This window comes from Microbacterium sp. 22242 (assembly GCF_052045495.1).
Classification (GTDB): Bacteria; Actinomycetota; Actinomycetes; order Actinomycetales; family Microbacteriaceae; genus Microbacterium.
The window spans coordinates 295,351-311,493 of the sequence record NZ_JBQEOZ010000002.1 but is presented as its reverse complement, the minus strand read 5'-3'; the positions used below and the strand labels follow the sequence as shown (position 1 = coordinate 311,493).

General features: G+C 72.2%; 14 protein-coding genes and 1 riboswitch. Of the genes, 2 read left to right on the top strand and 12 right to left on the bottom strand.

What is annotated here, in order from left to right; translation table 11 throughout:
* Positions 1 to 2 precede the first annotated feature (2 nt).
* The 6 genes from ACTJJZ_RS03140 to ACTJJZ_RS03115 form a co-directional block, all read right to left on the bottom strand.
* Entirely contained in the window at positions 3 to 401 is a 399-nt protein-coding gene (locus tag ACTJJZ_RS03140; RefSeq protein WP_440719707.1) for an NUDIX hydrolase, read from the bottom strand.
* Complete coding sequence (locus tag ACTJJZ_RS03135; protein ID WP_440719706.1) at positions 394 to 1,782, bottom strand: FAD-binding oxidoreductase; 1,389 nt, start codon at positions 1,780 to 1,782, stop codon at positions 394 to 396. The genes ACTJJZ_RS03140 and ACTJJZ_RS03135 overlap by 8 nt, the downstream gene beginning before the upstream one ends.
* Before the next feature lie 10 nt (positions 1,783 to 1,792).
* The gene (locus ACTJJZ_RS03130) at positions 1,793 to 2,167 is read right to left on the bottom strand and encodes a YrdB family protein (RefSeq protein ID WP_440719705.1); all 375 of its coding nucleotides are present in this window, start codon (positions 2,165 to 2,167) and stop codon (positions 1,793 to 1,795) included.
* Positions 2,168 to 2,177: 10 nt separating this feature from the next.
* Positions 2,178 to 4,340 carry a sigma-70 family RNA polymerase sigma factor gene (locus ACTJJZ_RS03125; protein WP_440719704.1) on the bottom strand — a complete coding sequence of 721 codons (2,163 nt, stop codon included), beginning with the start codon at positions 4,338 to 4,340 and terminating at the stop codon, positions 2,178 to 2,180.
* Between the two features lie 454 nt (positions 4,341 to 4,794).
* Positions 4,795 to 5,967 (bottom strand): N-acetylglucosamine-6-phosphate deacetylase, encoded by a 1,173-nt coding sequence (gene nagA, locus ACTJJZ_RS03120; protein WP_440719703.1) that lies wholly within the window; start codon positions 5,965 to 5,967, stop codon positions 4,795 to 4,797.
* Positions 5,964 to 7,565, bottom strand: coding sequence for a family 20 glycosylhydrolase (locus ACTJJZ_RS03115; RefSeq protein WP_440719702.1), 1,602 nt, complete (start codon positions 7,563 to 7,565; stop codon positions 5,964 to 5,966). The genes nagA and ACTJJZ_RS03115 overlap by 4 nt, the downstream gene beginning before the upstream one ends.
* Positions 7,566 to 7,654: 89 nt before the next feature.
* Positions 7,655 to 7,737: riboswitch (ZMP/ZTP riboswitch) on the top strand.
* Positions 7,738 to 7,775: 38 nt separating this feature from the next.
* Between ACTJJZ_RS03115 and glyA the strand changes: the two genes are divergently transcribed.
* Both glyA and ACTJJZ_RS03105 read left to right on the top strand, forming a co-directional pair.
* Positions 7,776 to 9,050 carry a serine hydroxymethyltransferase gene (gene glyA, locus ACTJJZ_RS03110; protein ID WP_440719701.1) on the top strand — a complete coding sequence of 425 codons (1,275 nt, stop codon included), beginning with the start codon at positions 7,776 to 7,778 and terminating at the stop codon, positions 9,048 to 9,050.
* A 138-nt stretch (positions 9,051 to 9,188) separates the two neighbouring features.
* The gene (locus ACTJJZ_RS03105; protein ID WP_440719700.1) at positions 9,189 to 10,070 is read left to right on the top strand and encodes a bifunctional methylenetetrahydrofolate dehydrogenase/methenyltetrahydrofolate cyclohydrolase; all 882 of its coding nucleotides are present in this window, start codon (positions 9,189 to 9,191) and stop codon (positions 10,068 to 10,070) included.
* A gap of 108 nt (positions 10,071 to 10,178) precedes the next feature.
* Here ACTJJZ_RS03105 and ACTJJZ_RS03100 read toward each other — a convergent pair whose 3' ends face one another.
* The 6 genes from ACTJJZ_RS03100 to hpaD all read right to left on the bottom strand — a co-directional run bounded on the left by ACTJJZ_RS03100 (position 10,179) and on the right by hpaD (position 16,111).
* Positions 10,179 to 11,393 carry a HupE/UreJ family protein gene (locus ACTJJZ_RS03100; protein ID WP_440719699.1) on the bottom strand — a complete coding sequence of 405 codons (1,215 nt, stop codon included), beginning with the start codon at positions 11,391 to 11,393 and terminating at the stop codon, positions 10,179 to 10,181.
* 25 nt (positions 11,394 to 11,418) lie between these two features.
* Complete coding sequence (locus ACTJJZ_RS03095; protein ID WP_440719698.1) at positions 11,419 to 12,150, bottom strand: DUF6882 domain-containing protein; 732 nt, start codon at positions 12,148 to 12,150, stop codon at positions 11,419 to 11,421.
* A gap of 115 nt (positions 12,151 to 12,265) precedes the next feature.
* On the bottom strand, positions 12,266 to 13,372 hold the full coding sequence (locus ACTJJZ_RS03090; RefSeq protein ID WP_440719697.1) for a DUF559 domain-containing protein: 1,107 nt from the start codon (positions 13,370 to 13,372) through the stop codon (positions 12,266 to 12,268).
* Positions 13,372 to 14,175 (bottom strand): HpcH/HpaI aldolase family protein, encoded by an 804-nt coding sequence (locus ACTJJZ_RS03085; protein ID WP_440719696.1) that lies wholly within the window; start codon positions 14,173 to 14,175, stop codon positions 13,372 to 13,374. The genes ACTJJZ_RS03090 and ACTJJZ_RS03085 overlap by 1 nt, the downstream gene beginning before the upstream one ends.
* Positions 14,160 to 14,948, bottom strand: coding sequence for a 2-keto-4-pentenoate hydratase (locus tag ACTJJZ_RS03080; RefSeq protein ID WP_440719695.1), 789 nt, complete (start codon positions 14,946 to 14,948; stop codon positions 14,160 to 14,162). Before ACTJJZ_RS03080 ends, ACTJJZ_RS03085 begins: the two co-directional genes overlap by 16 nt.
* A complete protein-coding gene (hpaD, locus tag ACTJJZ_RS03075; RefSeq protein ID WP_440719694.1) occupies positions 14,945 to 16,111 on the bottom strand; it encodes a 3,4-dihydroxyphenylacetate 2,3-dioxygenase in 1,167 nt (388 codons plus the stop codon). Before hpaD ends, ACTJJZ_RS03080 begins: the two co-directional genes overlap by 4 nt.
* Positions 16,112 to 16,143 lie beyond the last annotated feature (32 nt).

The window sequence follows — 16,143 nt, the reverse complement described above, 5'->3', positions numbered from 1 at the left end:
GCTCAGGCGGGCCAGGCGATCGGGAGCAGGTGCTCCTCGCTGAGCGGCGCGAGCGGGAGCGCTGCCGCGTCGCCCGGGGAGATCCAGCGCAGCTCGGCGAGCTCGGCCTGCACCTGCACGTCGCCGGGCTCCGCCGTCATCGCGAACGCTGTGGCCACCACCCGGTGACCCGGCTCGTTCGCCGCGGCGGAGACGAACACGCCGAGCGGGCGCAGATCCTCCTCCTCGACCTGCAGGCCGAGCTCCTCGTACAGCTCGCGGGCGAGCGTCTGCGCGGCGGTCTCGCCGGGCTCCGGCTTGCCGCCGGGCTGCATGAAGCGCTCGGTGCCCTGCTTGCGCACCACGAGCACGCGTCCTGCGCGGTCCGTGATGACGGCGGCCGAGACGTGGATGTCAGGCATCGGATCCTTCCGGTCGGGGTGCGAAGACCTTTCCAGGATTCAGGATCCCGGCGGGGTCGAAGACGCGCACGATCTGCTGCTGCAGGTCCCACTGGTCCTGGCCGAGCTCCTCGGCGAGCCAGCGGCTCTTCAGCACGCCGATCCCGTGCTCGCCGGTCAGCGTGCCGCCGAGCCGGATCGCCGCGCGGAACAGGTCGTCGGCCGCGCGCCAGATGGTCTCAGGGATCTCCGGCTCGTCGGTGATGAAATTCGGATGCAGGTTGCCGTCCCCGGCGTGCGCGACCGTGGGGATCACGATGCCGTAGTCGTGCTCGATCCGCGCGATCTCGTCGAACATGGCGGGCAGGGCGCTGCGGGGGACCGAGACGTCCTCGATGAGGGTCGTGCCGAGCGAGGCCATCGCGGCGTGCATCGAACGGCGGATGCGCAGCAGGCGCTCGCCCTCCGCGGCATCGTCGGTGACCGTCACGGCGCCTCCGGCGGCGCGCAGCACGGTGGCGATCTGCGCCGCCTCCGCGGAGGCCGCGGGGCCATCGGTCTGGATCGTCAGCTGGGCGAGGCCGGGGGCGGGCGGGTCGAGCCGCAGCAGCGCGTGCACCGCGGCGAGCGAGCGTGCGTCCATCAGCTCCATGATCGACGGCTGCGCGCCGTCGGCCGTGACGGCGGCGGATCCGCGTGCTGCCGAGCGCACATCCGGGAACGTCGCGACGATCGTGCGCGGCGTGCCGGGCACGACGCGACGCAGCTTCAGCGTCGCGGCCACGACGACGCCGAGCCGGCCCTCGGAGCCGATCACGAGCGAGGTGAGGTCGAGTCCGGTGACCCCCTTCACGCTGCGATGGCCGAGGTGCAGCAGCCGCCCGTCGGCGAGCACGAGGTCCACGCCGAGCACCGCGTCCCGGACCACGCCGTACTTCGCGCAGAGCAGGCCGCCGGCGCCGGTGGCGATGTTGCCGCCGACCGTGGAGATGTCCTTGCTGGCCGGGTCCGGCGGCCACCACAGGCCGTGCTCGGCGAGCAGCTCGTCGAGCTCGCCGTTCAGGACTCCCGGCTCCACGACGGCCAGCAGGTCCTCGGGGCGGATCTCCCGCACCTGCCGCATCCGAACGGTCGACAGCACGATCTCGCCCGGCCCCGCGTTCGCCGCACCGGCGAGACCGGTGCCGGCCCCGCGGATCACGACGGGGGTGCGGGTGGCATGGGCGATGCGCAGGGTCTCCTGCACGTCGGTCGTCGACTCCGCATGGACGACGGCGAGCGGGGCGCCGGGGGACGCGTGGCCGGACCGATCCGCGCGCGCCGCCTCGAGCGCGGCGGGCGCGGTGTCGACGCGGTCGCCGAGAGCGGTGCGCAACCGGTCGACGACGGAGGTGTCCGGCATCGACCCGGCCTCAGGGCAGGGCGCGGCGGCCGGCGAGGAGGCCGGAGGCGATCGCGACGACGGCGAATCCGAGTCCCACCCAGGCCTGTCCCATCGTCCACCACGCGACCGTGACGCCGGCGTAGACGACGAGCTCGACCGCGGCGCGGAGGAACGGATGCACGACGAGCACCGGGCGCGGCGACAGGAACAGCGCCCACAGCAGCAGCGTGAGCACCGGCGCGCCGATCGCCGCGACGAGGTTCCATGGCAGCGTCCAGGCCACGAGGCCCCACAGTGCGAGCGACGCGAGCGCCACGATCAGGACCACCACGCGCACGATGTCGAGCGGGGTCGCGCGCGGGAGGACCCCGGGGGTCTCGGTGGCAGGCGTGTCGGCGGACATGCCTGCAATTCTACGCGCCGGGCGTGGCGGGGACGGCGGGGAGGGAGGGCGCCGGCTCGGCCGGAGCCGTGGTCGCCGGCGCCGTGGTCGCGGCAGCAGTGATTCCCGCAGCCGTGGTCGCGGGGTCCGGGGCTCCGGGGGCGGACACGCCGTCCGTCGGCGCGGCTGTCGATGAGGTCGCGTCGGAAGCGGCGGGGGCCTGGACGGGTGCGGCAGGCGCGGTCGTCGTCGGATCGGCGGTCGCAGGCGTGGTGGTGTCCGCCGGCGTCGTCGTCGTCGTGGTCTCCGTCGGCGTCGTGGTCGTCGGCGTCGTGGTTGTCGGCGTCGTGGTCGTCGGCGTCGTGGTCGGGGCTGTGGCAGGCGTCGTGGCAGGCGTCGTCGTGGTGCCGCCGTCCGCCGGGGTGACGCCGACGGTCTCCAGGACGCACACATGCCACGGCGGCAGCGTCACCGTGGCGGGGGCGCCGGTCTGACCGTCGAGGACGTAGGCGACCGTGACGGTGGTGCTGGGGTTGACCTGGCTCTGCGGCAGGTGCAGAGCGAACGAGCCGGTGCCCGAGGAGTTCAGGGTGATGGTCTCCGCGGGCTGAGCGGCGGTCCCGATCGTCGCCTGCACGTCGGTGTCGGCGACCCCTTCGACGGGAATGGTCACCGTCATGGTCACCGGAAGCCCGGTCAGATCCAGCGCGCAGCCGACGCCCGCGATCACCGGGGGCGTCGTGGGCAGCGCAGGCGTGCCGGGGTCGGTGGTGCCCGTCCCGGGGTCAGTCGTGCCCGTCCCGGGGTCGGTCGTTCCCGTCCCGGGGTCGGTGGTGCCCGTGCCGGGGTCGGTGGTGCCCGTGCCGGGGTCCACGGGGGGCGGCGTCGGCTTCGACGTCTCGGTCGGAGCCGCCGCGACGTCGCCGGCCGGGATGCGCGGCGGAGCGGCCTGGACGGGCGGGGCGCTCACGGGGGGCTTGGGTGGCGCGTCCTGGTGTGGCGACGGCGCCGGGTCGGGAGCGGGCGGCGCGGCAGGCTGCGGGGCCGGCGTGTTCGCCGGCGGGGTGACCTGCGCCACGATGCTGGAGTCGCCCTTGTCGGAGGCCGAGGGTGCGGACGTCGAGGCGGGGTCGGCGGTCAGGCCGGGGACGACCGCGGCGGCGACGATCGCGCCCGCGACCACGAGGGCGAGGGATCCTGCGCCGACCAGGGCGCCGAAACCGGCCACGATGCCTCCGGAGCCGGGCCCTCCGGATCCCGCAGCGCCCGATCCGGCCGCGGATCCGGCCGCACCTGCTCCGGCAGCTCCGGATCCGGCCACGACCGCGCCCTGCACCACGCCGGAGGGCATCGCGGCGAGGGCCACGACGGGGGTGGCTCCGCTGCGCAGCATCGAGAGATAGGCGCTGGATCCGCCGACGCCGATCACGAGCGGCAGCAGCACCAGGGCGAGCCGGTGCGAGACCTCCTTGGCCTCTGCCGCGACGATGAGGCAGCGCGCGCACTCGCCCAGATGATCTTCCAGCTTGCTGCGGTCACGGGTGCCGAGATTGCCCCGCGCGTACGCGCCGAGCCGCTCGATGGTCCATTCGCAGATCGAGCCGGGCTCCGCGGTACGCAGATGGGCCTGGATCCACGCCTCGCGCAGGCCCTCCCTCGCGCGGAACGCGAGCTGCGACGTCGCTCCCGCGGTCATGCCGAGCAGCGGTGCGATCTCCGCGGGCTTCAGCTGCTCGATCTCGGAGTACCACAGCACCTCCTGCCAGCGGGCGGGAAGGCTGCGGAAGGCCTGGGCGGACAGGCTCTGATCGAGCGCGTCGTTGGCGGCCTCTTCGGTGGATGACGGATCGGCGAGTGCGTCGAGCTCGTCCGCGGGCGCCTCGCGGCGCGCACGACCCCACCCCGCTGCGGTGTTGCGGATGCTGGTGAACAGGTAGGCGCGGAACGATCCGGTCGGCCCGCCGCCCTTCTGGATGGCCTGGTAGATGCGGGCGAACGCCTCCTGCACGAGGTCGTCGGCATCGAAGGTGCTGGTGATCGACCGGGCCACGGAGATGCCCGCCGCGTAGTGCCGACGCCACAGCTCGGCGAACGCATCGGCGTCGCCCGAACGCGATCGCAGCACGAGGTCGGCGTCGCTGCGCACCGGTGCCTCGTCGGCGTCGTTCGGAAGGGAATCGAGGTGGTCTGTCATCTGTCGGTTCTCGTGCGGAAGCGGTCTCACCGGAGGAGACGCGGGTTCCGGAATCTGATCACGCGGATTCTCCATTCTTCACCCTTCTGCGGGGGATCCGCCAGGGTGCGAACGAAATCGAGGCGACTCGGCCGGACTCCGCCCGATGTGGAGCCGGGTGTCACGGGTTTCGAGACCCGGTCTCGTAATTTCGGAAGAAGATCCGGGAACCCGCGTAATGGATCGGCCGATCCGCCATCTCATCCAGCAGAGACAGTCCGCGCAGCCACCGGGGGGCGGCGAGCGAGGGCTCCGGCGGATGGGGATCCGCCGGCCAGGTCGGCCCGGCACCTCGGGGGAGGAGTATCGGGCCGGCCTTCTCTGAAACCGGAGGCACAGGGGAAAGTGCGGGGCCGCCGTCATGGGGAACGGCGGCTCCCGCCCGTCCCGGACCGGCACTGTCCGCGGCCGCGGATCAGGAGTCGAGGGGGGCGCCCGTCCACACCCGGACCACGCGGAGGTCGGCGGTCAGCAGCACCGCGTCGGCCAGGAATCCGGCCTCGAGCGCTCCGAGCCGCTCCGCCACGCCGATCGCCCGCGCCGGCGTGCGGGTGAGCGCCTCGACCGCGTGCGCGAGGGGCACGCCCGCCGCGACGGTGTTCCGCAGCGCGACGTCCTGCGTGAGCGTGGAGCCGGCGATCGACCCGCTGTCGACTCGGGCGATGCCGTTCGCGACGGTGACGTGCAGGGATCCGAGCAGATAGTCGCCGTCGGCCGATCCCGCCGCCGCCATCGCATCGGTGATCAGCGCCACGCGCCCCGGCGCCTCGTCGAACAAGAGCTTGATGACATGCGGATGCAGGTGGATGTTGTCGGTGATGGCCTCGAGGGTCACGCGCTCGTCGTGCGCGGCTGTGAGCACGGGTCCTGGCTCGCGGTGGTGCACCGGGCGCATCGCGTTGAAGGCGTGCGTGAGGATCGTCGCCCCGGCGTCGAACGCCGCGCGCAGGGTGTCGTCGTCGGCGTCGGTGTGACCGACGGCGGCCGCCGCCCCCGCCTCGACGACGATCCGGATCGCGTCGAGTCCGCCGTCCAGTTCGGGGGCGAGCGTCACCTGCCGCACGGTGCCGCGGCCGGCCTCGAGCAGCCGGCGCACGTCGTGCGCCGCCGGGGCGCGCAGCAGCTCGGGGTCGTGGGCGCCCTTGTGGCCCACGTCGAGGAAGGGACCCTCGAGATGCGATCCGAGCAGGTCGCGGTCCGTCCGCATCAGGTCGGCGACCGCGGACACGCGCCCGGCGAGCCGATCGAGCGGCGCGGTGATCAGCGACACCACGGCGCGGGTGGTGCCGTGCGAGCGGTGCATGTCGCGTGCCGTGCGGATGGCGTCGGCGCCGTCATCGAAGGCGGCGCCGGCCCCGCCGTGCCCGTGGATGTCGATGAAGCCGGGGGTGAGGGTCGCTCCTGGTCCCGCGGCCTCGGTCGCGTCGACGACGAGGTCGGCCGGTGCCCAGGAGGCTCCTGTGCCGCGGCCCGCGACCACTCCGTCCTCGAAGCGGATCCAGCCGTCCTCGGTGGCAGATCCGGCGGAGACGATCCGCGCGGAGTGGATGACGATCGTCCTCTGCTCCGAGGTCTCGGGGTTGCTCATGCGTACTCCTCGATGCCCTTGGTCCCGGTCCCGATGCCGGTCCCGGTGCCGGTCGTCGCTGTGCCGGTGCCGGTCGTGCCCGCGGCGGGGACGGCCGGCTCGTCGTCCAGCGCCGCGCGATCGACGGCGATACCGGAAGCCTGCCACCCGTCCAGGAGCGCCGCGACCCTGGCGTGGAACGACTCCCAGGTGCGCTCTGGGCCGTGCCGGGGCGACCAGGCGATCTCCGCGGCCGCCGAGAGCCGCGGGTGGACCAGGCTGTCCGCCTCCCTGAGGGTCGAGACCGTCTCGGTCCACAGCGGGGCCTCGACCCCGAGGATCCCGCTCTCAGGGATGCCGGGGACGACTGCGGTCGGCTCCCAGTCGTAGGCCGTGCGCAGCGGCACGATCCCGGCCCAGGTGAGGCCGAGCGGGAAGTCCCCGCGTGGCTTCATGTCGAGATAGACGCGATCCGAGGGGGAGAGGATGAGCGCGCCGCCGCGTTCGACGAAGTGCGCCGCGTGCGCGCCGTGCACGCTCCCCGGCGCCGCGCACGCCCAGTACTGCCCGATCATCCCCTCGGCGAGGTCGGCGACCGCTCCGGCCTCGTGCCAGGCGACGGGCGTCTTGCCGGTGCCGGCGGCGATCCGGCTGACCCGCTGCAGGAACAGCGCGAAGTCCGCCGGGGTGGTGCCGAGGCACTCGTCTCCGCCGATGTGCAGAAAGGGACCCGGCGTGAGGTCGGCGATCTCGGTGAGCACGTCACGGATGAGGTCGTAGGTGCGTTCGTCGTGGATGCGGACGGACGAGTGGCCGACGGACCAGCCGGCGTAGGGCACGCCGTGCACGGGCAGCGGCTGGCCCAGCAGCTCCGCCTCGGCCACCGTCGCCGCGGTGATCACGGGCTGCTCCACGAGCTCCGGATAGCCGATGCCGACGGCGTGGGTGTGCCCGGGCAGATCGATCTCGGGCACGACGGTCATGTGCCGGAGCGCGGCGTGGGCGACGATCTCGCGGTAGTCGTCCTTGGTGAAGAAGCCGCCGGATCCGCCGCCGGCATCGCCGGCACCGCCGCGCTCGGCGAGCAGCGGCCAGGCGTCGATCTGGATCCGCCAGCCCTGGTCGTCGCTGAGGTGCAGGTGCAGGTGGTTGAGCTTCAGGTCGGCGGCGCGGTCGATGTACCGCCGCACGTCGTCGACGCCGAAGAAGTGCCGCGCCACGTCGAGCATGACCCCGCGGTAGGCGAACCGCGGCGCGTCGTCGATGCGGATCACGGGGACGCTCCAGCCCGCGGCGTCGCGACGGATCAGCTGCAGCAGGGTGCGGGTGCCGTAGAAGAGGCCGGCCGCGTCGTGCCCGACGATCAGGATCCGCCGGTCCGCGGCGTCCAGCGCGTAGCCCTCCGGCGACCCGGTCGCGGGCTCGATCGAGAGGACGATCTCGGTCGTCCCGGCAGGGTCCAGCGCCCCGTCGCCGAGCCGCGCCTCGAGGTCGTCCCGGAGCAGCGCGGCGGCGTCGGCCGCCCCGCTCACGCGGACCGAGGCGAGCGCCAGCGATCCTTCTCCTGCCCGCGCGGACGCGGGGAACGGGATGAGCGACGGCGCTTCACGCAGGACCATGAACAAAACCTACCGTGTGCGCTCGCCTGCCGGGGCACCGGCGCCGGCGACGTCACGGCCCTCGGGATCCCGTCGCGATCGGGTAGGCTCGTGGCTGTCGCGACTGGCGTCTGGGTGGGGCACCACCGGGGAGCGACCGTTACGGATTCGACCGCGCGCCTGGGCCGATGAGCCATCCCGTCTTTTCGTAACCGTCAAAGGAGCACGCTCATGACCGACCGTTTCTTCAACGCGCCTCTCGCCGAGGTCGATCCCGAGATCGCCCAGGTCCTCGACCGCGAGCTGAAGCGTCAGCAGACCTTCCTCGAGATGATCGCCTCGGAGAACTTCGTCCCCGTCTCGGTGCTGCAGTCGCAGGGATCCGTGCTGACCAACAAGTACGCCGAGGGCTACCCCGGCCGCCGCTACTACGGCGGCTGCGAGGAGGTCGACGTCGCCGAGGAGCTCGCGATCGCCCGCGCCAAGGAGCTGTTCGGCGCCGAGTTCGCGAACGTCCAGCCGCACTCCGGCGCGACCGCGAACGCCGCCGTGCTGCACGCGATCGCCCGCCCCGGCGACACGCTGCTCGGCCTGTCGCTCGACCAGGGCGGCCACCTCACGCACGGCATGAAGATCAACTTCTCCGGCCGGCTCTACGACATCGTCGCGTACGGCGTGGACCCGGAGACCTCGACCATCGACATGGACGAGGTGCGCCGCCTGGCCATCGAGCACAAGCCGAAGGTGATCATCGCGGGCTGGTCGGCGTACCCGCGCACGCTCGACTTCGCCGCGTTCCGCGAGATCGCCGACGAGGTGGGCGCCCTGCTCTGGGTCGACATGGCACACTTCGCCGGCCTCGTCGCCGCGGGCCTGCACCCGAACCCGGTGCCGCACGCGCACGTCGTCTCCTCGACCGTGCACAAGACCATCGGCGGTCCGCGCTCGGGCTTCATCCTCACGAACGACGCCGACATCGCGAAGAAGATCAACACGGCCGTGTTCCCGGGCCAGCAGGGCGGCCCGCTCATGCACGTGATCGCGGCCAAGGCGACCGCGTTCAAGATCGCCGGCACCCCGGAGTTCAAGGAGCGCCAGGAGCGCGTGCTGCGCGGCGCCGCCCTCATCGCCGACCGCCTCTCACAGCAGGACGTCAAGGACGCGGGCATCGCGGTCCGCTCCGGCGGCACCGACGTGCACCTCGTGCTCGTCGACCTGCGCGACGCCGAGATCGACGGCAAGCAGGCCGAGGACCTCCTGCACGACATCCACATCACGGTGAACCGCAACGCCGTCCCGAACGACCCGCGTCCGCCGATGGTCACCTCGGGGCTGCGCATCGGCACCCCGGCGCTCGCGACCCGCGGCTTCGGCGACGCCGAGTTCACCGAGGTCGCCGACGTGATCGCGCTCGCGCTGCAGCCGGGCGCCGACGTCGAGGCGCTGCGCGCGCGCGTCGACGCGCTCGCGACCGCCTTCCCGCTCTACCCGGACCTGCAGCAGTAAGCCCGACCGGACCCGGATCCGCGGCTCCGCGACTCGCGAGAAACCAGATCCTGCGCGAGACACCACGTGTGTCGTGAGGTCTCGCGCTCGAACTGGTTTCTCGCGGATCCCGAGGCGCGGGCATGAAAGGAGCGGGACATGACCGCGAAGATTCTTGACGGCAAGGCCGCCGCGGCCGAGATCAAGGCCGAGCTCGCCGAGCGGGTCGCCGCGCTCAAGGAGAAGGGGATCGTCCCCGGCATCGCCACGGTGCTGGTCGGCGCCGACCCCGCCTCGCAGCTGTACGTGGGCATGAAGCACAAGCAGTCCGAGGCCATCGGGATGAACTCGATCCAGCGCGAGCTCTCCGCCGAGGCCACCCAGGCCGAGGTCGAGGCGCTGATCGACGAGCTCAACGCGGATCCGGCCTGCCACGGCTACATCGTGCAGCTGCCGCTGCCGAAGCACCTCGACACCGACGCGATCCTGGAGCGGATCGACCCCGCCAAGGACGCCGACGGCCTGCACCCGACCAATCTCGGCCGGCTCGTGCTGAACGTCAATGCGCCGATCCGCACCCCGCTGCCGTGCACGCCGCGCGGCGTGATCGAGCTGCTGCTGCGCAACGACTACGACCTCAAGGGCAAGCACGTGGTCGTCGTCGGTCGCGGCGTCACGATCGGCCGCCCCATGGGGCTGCTGCTCACCCGCCGCGACATCAACGCCACGGTCACCCAGGTGCACACCGGCACCCCCGATATGTCGCCGTACCTGCGGGAGGCGGACGTGATCGTCGCCGGCGCCGGCGTCAAGCACCTCATCCGCGCCGAGGACGTGAAGCCCGGCGCCGCGGTGCTCGACGTGGGCGTGACGCGCGAGACGGATCCGGAGACCGGCAAGAGCAAGGTCCACGGGGATGTCGAGCCGGGCGTCGCCGAGGTGGCCGGCTGGATCTCGCCGAACCCGGGCGGCGTGGGCCCGATGACGGTCGCGCTGCTCATGACGAACGTGGTCGAGGCCGCCGAGCGCATCGCCGGCTGACGCGACCGCAGAGCGGAGACGGGACGGTCCGACGCAAGCGTCGGGTCGTCCCTGTCTCGTCCCGGTGGAGGCGCGCGGGGCCCGCCTTCGGGGACGGGGCCGCGGCGCTCACGGCGCGCCGGGCAGGCCGAGCACGCGCATCGCGAACCAGAGCAGGCCGAGCGCGAGCACGATCGCGGAGACGACGACGCTCAGCACCGCGGCCGGGCCAGGAGCACGACGGCGCAGCAGGGCGAGCGGCGGGAAGGTGATCGCGATGATCGCGAGCTGCACCGCCTCGATCCCCGCGTTGAACACCAGCAGCGACCAGAGCAGCGTCCACGACCACGGTTCCCGGATGTTCAGGGCGCTCGCGAAGCCGAGCCCGTGCACCAGCCCGAAGCAGAACACGATGCCGAGACGCGCGACCAGCGCGAGGCGTGACGGACCGGACCGGGCCTCCGGGACGGCGGGATCCGCGATCCTGTGCGACGGCCGCCGCCGCAGGCTCCACAGATACCAGGCGGCCACCGCCGCGATCGACAGGGCGATCGCGGGCTCGACGAGGCGCGACGGCGCGTGCACGATGCCCAGCGCGGCCAGCAGGAACGTGACCGAGTGCGCGGCCGTGAAGCAGGTCGCGGCGAGCACCACGTCGCGGAGCCGGCGCGAGCTGACGATGAGCGCCACGAGGAACAGGAGGTGGTCGATCCCGGTGAGCAGGTGCTCCGCCCCGAGCCGGAAGAACTCGGCGAACCGTTCCGTCCACGGCTGCGCGGTGGAGAACTGCGGATGGGCGGCGTCGAGCGCGGCGCTGCCGCTGCGCCCGTCGAGGGCGTAGGTCACGATCGTCTTGGTGTCCTTCACCATGCCCTCGGCGTCGGGGAACAGCGCGCTGCGCACCAGCAGCCCGCGCCCGTGCGCGGATCCGCACACGTAACGGACCGCGAACCGCGCGTAGTCGGTGGCGTCCCGCTCGTGGAACTCGGCAGCACCGTCGGCGCGGGGACGGCATGCCGGGCCGCCGTCGACGCGCACCGTGAATCGCGCGGTGGTGTACGCCAGGATCGCCGCGGCGTGATCCGCGAGCACCCTGTTCTCCGCGCCTGTCTGCGGGTGCCCGATCGCCTGCGCGAACAGGCCAGGGTCGTTCTGCGCCTTCGCGGCGGAGGCGCTGAGCAGCTCGTACTGCAGGTCGAACACGACCCGCACGTCGGTGCTGCCGGCGGCCGTGAGGTCGGCGTAGGCGACGGTCGTCACATGGGCGTCGGCGGGATCCGCCACGAGCAGCAGCGCCCCGGCGAGGAGCGCGAGCACGGCCCCGATGCGCAGCACGGCGCGCATCCGCCGGTCCGTTCGAACGTCTGGATCAGGCCTGGGCGGTCTGGCCGAGCTGCGACTCGATCCCGGAGATGCGCGCGTACTCGTCGAAGCGGAACGTGGCGCTGCCGCTGGCATCGCTCACGACCGCGCCGGAGTAGGACTCGTCGGTCCACTGCATGCTCCAGCCGGCGAGGCGGGCGAGATCCCAGACCGAGGAGCGGGCGTCGGAGAGGGAGAGCTCGGAGAGGATCCGGGGGAGGGCGGTCACGGCGTCGGCGACGGTGAGCGGGCCGATCGGCGCGTCCAGCAGGAACACCGCGCGGGTGCCGCTGCCGACCGGCGCGGAGTAGTACGGCGACCGGCCGGTGATCTCCTCGGCGATCGCGCCGACCTGATGCGCGGCTCCGGCGATCCAGCCGTCGAGGTCGGCGTCGGCCTCGGCCGGGAACGGCAGCTCGGGCTGCGACAGCTCGGTGAGCGAATAGGTCGTCCCGTAGTCGCGCAGCGTGGCGATCGACGGGTCGGCGCCGCCCTGCGGGTGCGCCCACGCCCACATCAGCGAGCGCGGACCGGGGGCGATCGTGGCGACCAGCGACGCCCGCGCGACGAGCCGGCGGGTCGCGTCGGCCTCGGACGTGAAGGTGAGCGTCCCCGCCGCGAGATCGGCGTCCCAGCGGTGCTCGCCCAGGGCCGCGGTCGCGGCGACCAGCTGGTCCTGGCGGAGGGCGGCGAACAGGGCCGCGCGGTCGGCGAGAGGCGCGAGGGCGGGGAAGGTCATGGACTCATCCTGCCGTTCTCGGCTATGAAAAAGCCAGCCGGCGGCCACCCCTGTTTCGAGGAGCGCGAATTGCGGTGCAGCAGGGGTCCTGAGCGCAATTCACGCTCCCCGAAAGTCATCGGAGCAGCCCCAGGGCTGCACGGATCCGACGGATCAACACTTCGGGGGTGTGCAGCAGGACCGATGTCACCTCGATCACCGTCCAGCCGGCAGCGCGGAGCGCCGCAGTCCGCTCCACATCGCGAGCCCACTGCTTCCCGTGCAGCATCCCGAGGTACTCGACGATGACGCGCTCGCCGGGGTAGACCATGTCCACGCAGCCCAGAAACGATCCGTGCGCGTCGAAGACATCGATGTTCAGCTCCGGTTCCGGCAGGCCGGCCGCCACCAGCATGCAGCGCAGTCGCGACTCGCGCGGCGACCACGCATCCTCGCGGATCAGTGGAAGCGCCTCACGGAGGCGCGCGATCCCGCGCCGTCGCCCGGCATCCATCATCAGCTGAAGTTCATCGACGGTGCAGAGCGGCGCTCGCCCGACGTGTCTGCGGCCGATCCCGGGACGCCATCGTCGGCAGAAGTAGTCGCCCAGTGCGACCAGGTCCATGACGGGCAGCTCACCCAGTGACGCCCATGTCGCAGCGGGGGAGGACACGCGGAAGCCGGAGTGCTCCCGGACCTCGGTCATTCCGACGCGTGACCGATGGGCGGTCACGCCCGTGGTCCGGGGCAAGGGCACGGACCCCCACGCGCACACGTGCAGGGCGAGTGCGTCGGACGGAGCAGGCCTCTGCTGGTCGTCGAGTTGGAGGGGCAGCGGACCGCCGTAGATCGAGACCGCCGTCTGGTGGCTGAAGAAGTGCCCTGTGTGCAGTCGTGGAGCGTACTCGAGGGCGGTGGTGACGCGCGCGCGACGTTGGTGCTCGTACGGGTCGTCGATGCCGTCGATGTCGGGCGGCGGGATCTGCATCCGTACACCGTGGAACGGCGCGCGGAGGTCTTGACGCCGCAGACGTGAGCGACTGACGCCGTTCATCCGCGCCTCGCGCACGGTGAAGGCTTTTCCGAACGGTAGCGGTTCCGAATGCTCCATTCCGACACTCTGCCGCGCCCTCCGGGCCCCACGGCCGTTTATCCACAGCCCGGACATTTCGAGGAGCGCGAATTGCCGCCGGGCAGCGCTCGTGGCTGCAAATCGCGCACCTCGAAACGGGTGGAGGTCCATCAATAGCTGGCGAGCGGACCGGCCTCTGGGGCGGGGAGGAACCGGACGGCGAGGGCCTCGGACGCACGGGCGAGCAGCGCCACGTCCGCGCCGACGGCGACGAATGCAGCGCCTGCCGCGATGTACGCCTCGGCGGCGACGGGATCGAACGCGTTCACGCCGACCGGCGTGCCGGCCTCGGCGACCGCGGCGAACACCCGCTCGACCGCTGCGACGACCTCAGGGTGGGTCTGCTGCCCGATCAGGCCCATCGACGCCGCCAGGTCGGACGGGCCGACGAACACCGCGTCCACCCCGTCCACCGCGGCGATCTCGGAGGCTGCGGCGACTCCCGCGGAGGTCTCGATCTGCACGGTCAGAGAGACGTGCTGCGCGGCCCGCTCCAGGTACTGCTCCACGCGGTTCCACCGCGCGCTGCGGGCCAGGGCGGATCCGACGCCGCGGACGCCGGCCGGCGGGTACCAGGTGGCGGCGACGGCGGCGCGCGCCTCGTCGGCGGAGGAGACCATGGGCACGATGAGGTTCTGCGCACCGAGGTCGAGCACCTGCTTGATGACGACGGGGTCGTTCCACGGCACGCGCACGAGCGGGGTGATCGGATATGCCGCCGTGACCTGCAGCTGCACCTGCAGCGAGTCCAGCGAGTTCGCGGAGTGCTCGCCGTCGATCAGGAGCCAGTCCAGCCCGGATCCTGCGGCGATCTCGGTCACGAGCGGGCTCCCGGTGCACGCCCACATGCCGATCAGGGCGCGCTCCGCCCCCTCCAGGTGCTCGCGGAAGGTCGGAGTCAGATGAAGCGGCATTCGATCGTTCCCATCGGTCCGTAGTCGCACAGCACCTCGTCGCCGCGGGAGACCCACATCGGCCGGGTGAAGGATCCGGCCAGGATGATCTCGCCCGCCTCGAGACGTGCGCCGTGCTGGTGGAACTTGTTCGCCAGCCACGCGACGCCCGTGGCCGGGTGGCCGAGGACGCCGGCGGCGACGCCGGTCTCCTCGATCTCGCCGTTGCGGCTGAGCACACCGGGCACCCAGCGCAGGTCGATCTCGTCGGGGCGCTTGTGCACCGTGCCGAGCACCATCGCGCCGTACGCCGCGTTGTCGCTGATCGTGTCGACGATCGTGCGGCCCGCGAGCTCGATGTGCGAGTTCAGCACCTCGAGCGCCGGCACGGCGTAGTCGATCGCGGCCAGGGCGTCCTCGAGCGTGCAGTCGGGGCCTTCCAGCGGCTCCTTCAGCACGAAGGCCAGCTCGACCTCGATCCGCACGTTCGAGAAGTTCTCGGTCGGGATCTCGGATCCGGACGGGTAGACGGTGTCGTCGAACATGACGCCGTAGTCGGGCTCGGTGATCCCGGTCGCCTGCTGCATGGCCTTCGAGGTGAGGCCGATCTTGCGGCCCACGAGCTCCCGGCCCGCGGCGATCTGCGCATCGCGCCACACCCCCTGGATCGCGTAAGAGTCCTCCACCGTCGCCTCGGGGTGGCGCGCGGTGATGCGCGGGATCACGCCGTGCGTGCGGTCGGCCTCGGCGAGCTCGGCCGCGAGCGCGGCGATGGTGTCGGCGGGGAGCGTCACAGCTGGTGACCCAGCTTGTACTCGCCCTGCTTCCACTCCGGCATGGACTCCTCGCCCTGGTCGGCACGGGTGTAGCTGAACCCGTCGGCGCCGATCGTGACGGCCATCTCGCTCGTGTCGGTGCGCGCGACGACCTGCTGCGGGTTGCCGTCCAGGTCGAGCACGAGCGACGCGTCGGTGTACCACGACGGGACGACGGGGTTGCCCCACCAGTCGCGGCGCTGGTTGTCGTGCACGTCCCAGGTGACCACCGGGTTGTCCGGGTCGCCGGTGTAGTAGTCCTGCGTGTACACCTCGACGCGGTGCCCGTCCGGGTCGCGCAGGTACAGGTAGAACGCGTTCGAGACGCCGTGACGGCCAGGGCCGCGCTCGATCGCGTCCGAGCGGCGGAGCGCGCCGAGCTTGTCGCAGATCGCGAGGATGTTGTGCTTCTCGTGCGTCGCGAAGCACACGTGGTGCATGCGCGGGCCGTCGCCGCCGGTCATCGCGGTGTCATGCACGGTGGGCTTGCGGCGCATCCACGCGGCGTAGACGGTGCCCTCCTCGTCCTGGATGTCCTCCGTGACGCGGAAGCCGAGATCCTGCATGTACTTCACCGCGCGTGGCACGTCGGGCGTGACCTGGTTGAAGTGGTCCAGGCGCACGAGCTCGCCGGGGATGTGCAGGTCGTAGCGCCAGCTCATCCGCTCGACGTGGTCGGTCTGGTGGAAGAACTCGTACGGGAACCCGAGCGGATCGGTGACCCGCACCGAGTCGCCGATGCCCTTGACGAAGCCGGACGGGTTGCGGCGCACGTCGCAGCCCAGCTCCGTGTAGAATGCGACCGCGCGGTCGAGGTCCTCGGGCGTGCGCACGCGGTAGGAGAACGCGGCGACCGCGGCGACCGGTCCCTTGCGGAGCACGAGGTTGTGGTGGATGAACTCCTCGGTGGAGCGGAGGTAGATCGCGTCCTCGTCCTCCTCGGTGACGTAGAGGCCGAGCACGTCGACGTAGAACACCCGCGAGGCGGCGAGGTCGGTGACCACGAGTTCCATGTAGGCGCAGCGCAGCACGTCGGGCGGCGTCGCGGCCGGGGTGGGGATGGGGTCGTCAGGGTGGATCGGCGCCTCCTGCGACACGTAGAAGCCGGAGGAGGTGAGCGTCATGTCGGCGCGGTTGGTCATGTCAGCGTCCTTGCGTGAGATGTCGGGAACCG

Coding starts and splice junctions, on each gene's coding strand:
- glyA (WP_440719701.1), top strand. CDS start 7,776: ATGACCGACCGTTTCTTCAACGCGCCTCTCGCCGAGGTCGATCCCGAG.
- ACTJJZ_RS03115 (WP_440719702.1), bottom strand. CDS start 7,565: ATGGTCCTGCGTGAAGCGCCGTCGCTCATCCCGTTCCCCGCGTCCGCG.
- ACTJJZ_RS03085 (WP_440719696.1), bottom strand. CDS start 14,175: ATGCCGCTTCATCTGACTCCGACCTTCCGCGAGCACCTGGAGGGGGCG.
- ACTJJZ_RS03125 (WP_440719704.1), bottom strand. CDS start 4,340: ATGACAGACCACCTCGATTCCCTTCCGAACGACGCCGACGAGGCACCG.
- ACTJJZ_RS03105 (WP_440719700.1), top strand. CDS start 9,189: ATGACCGCGAAGATTCTTGACGGCAAGGCCGCCGCGGCCGAGATCAAG.
- ACTJJZ_RS03135 (WP_440719706.1), bottom strand. CDS start 1,782: ATGCCGGACACCTCCGTCGTCGACCGGTTGCGCACCGCTCTCGGCGAC.
- ACTJJZ_RS03130 (WP_440719705.1), bottom strand. CDS start 2,167: ATGTCCGCCGACACGCCTGCCACCGAGACCCCCGGGGTCCTCCCGCGC.
- nagA (WP_440719703.1), bottom strand. CDS start 5,967: ATGAGCAACCCCGAGACCTCGGAGCAGAGGACGATCGTCATCCACTCC.
- ACTJJZ_RS03100 (WP_440719699.1), bottom strand. CDS start 11,393: ATGCGCGCCGTGCTGCGCATCGGGGCCGTGCTCGCGCTCCTCGCCGGG.
- ACTJJZ_RS03095 (WP_440719698.1), bottom strand. CDS start 12,150: ATGACCTTCCCCGCCCTCGCGCCTCTCGCCGACCGCGCGGCCCTGTTC.
- hpaD (WP_440719694.1), bottom strand. CDS start 16,111: ATGACCAACCGCGCCGACATGACGCTCACCTCCTCCGGCTTCTACGTG.
- ACTJJZ_RS03140 (WP_440719707.1), bottom strand. CDS start 401: ATGCCTGACATCCACGTCTCGGCCGCCGTCATCACGGACCGCGCAGGA.
- ACTJJZ_RS03090 (WP_440719697.1), bottom strand. CDS start 13,372: ATGGACCTCCACCCGTTTCGAGGTGCGCGATTTGCAGCCACGAGCGCT.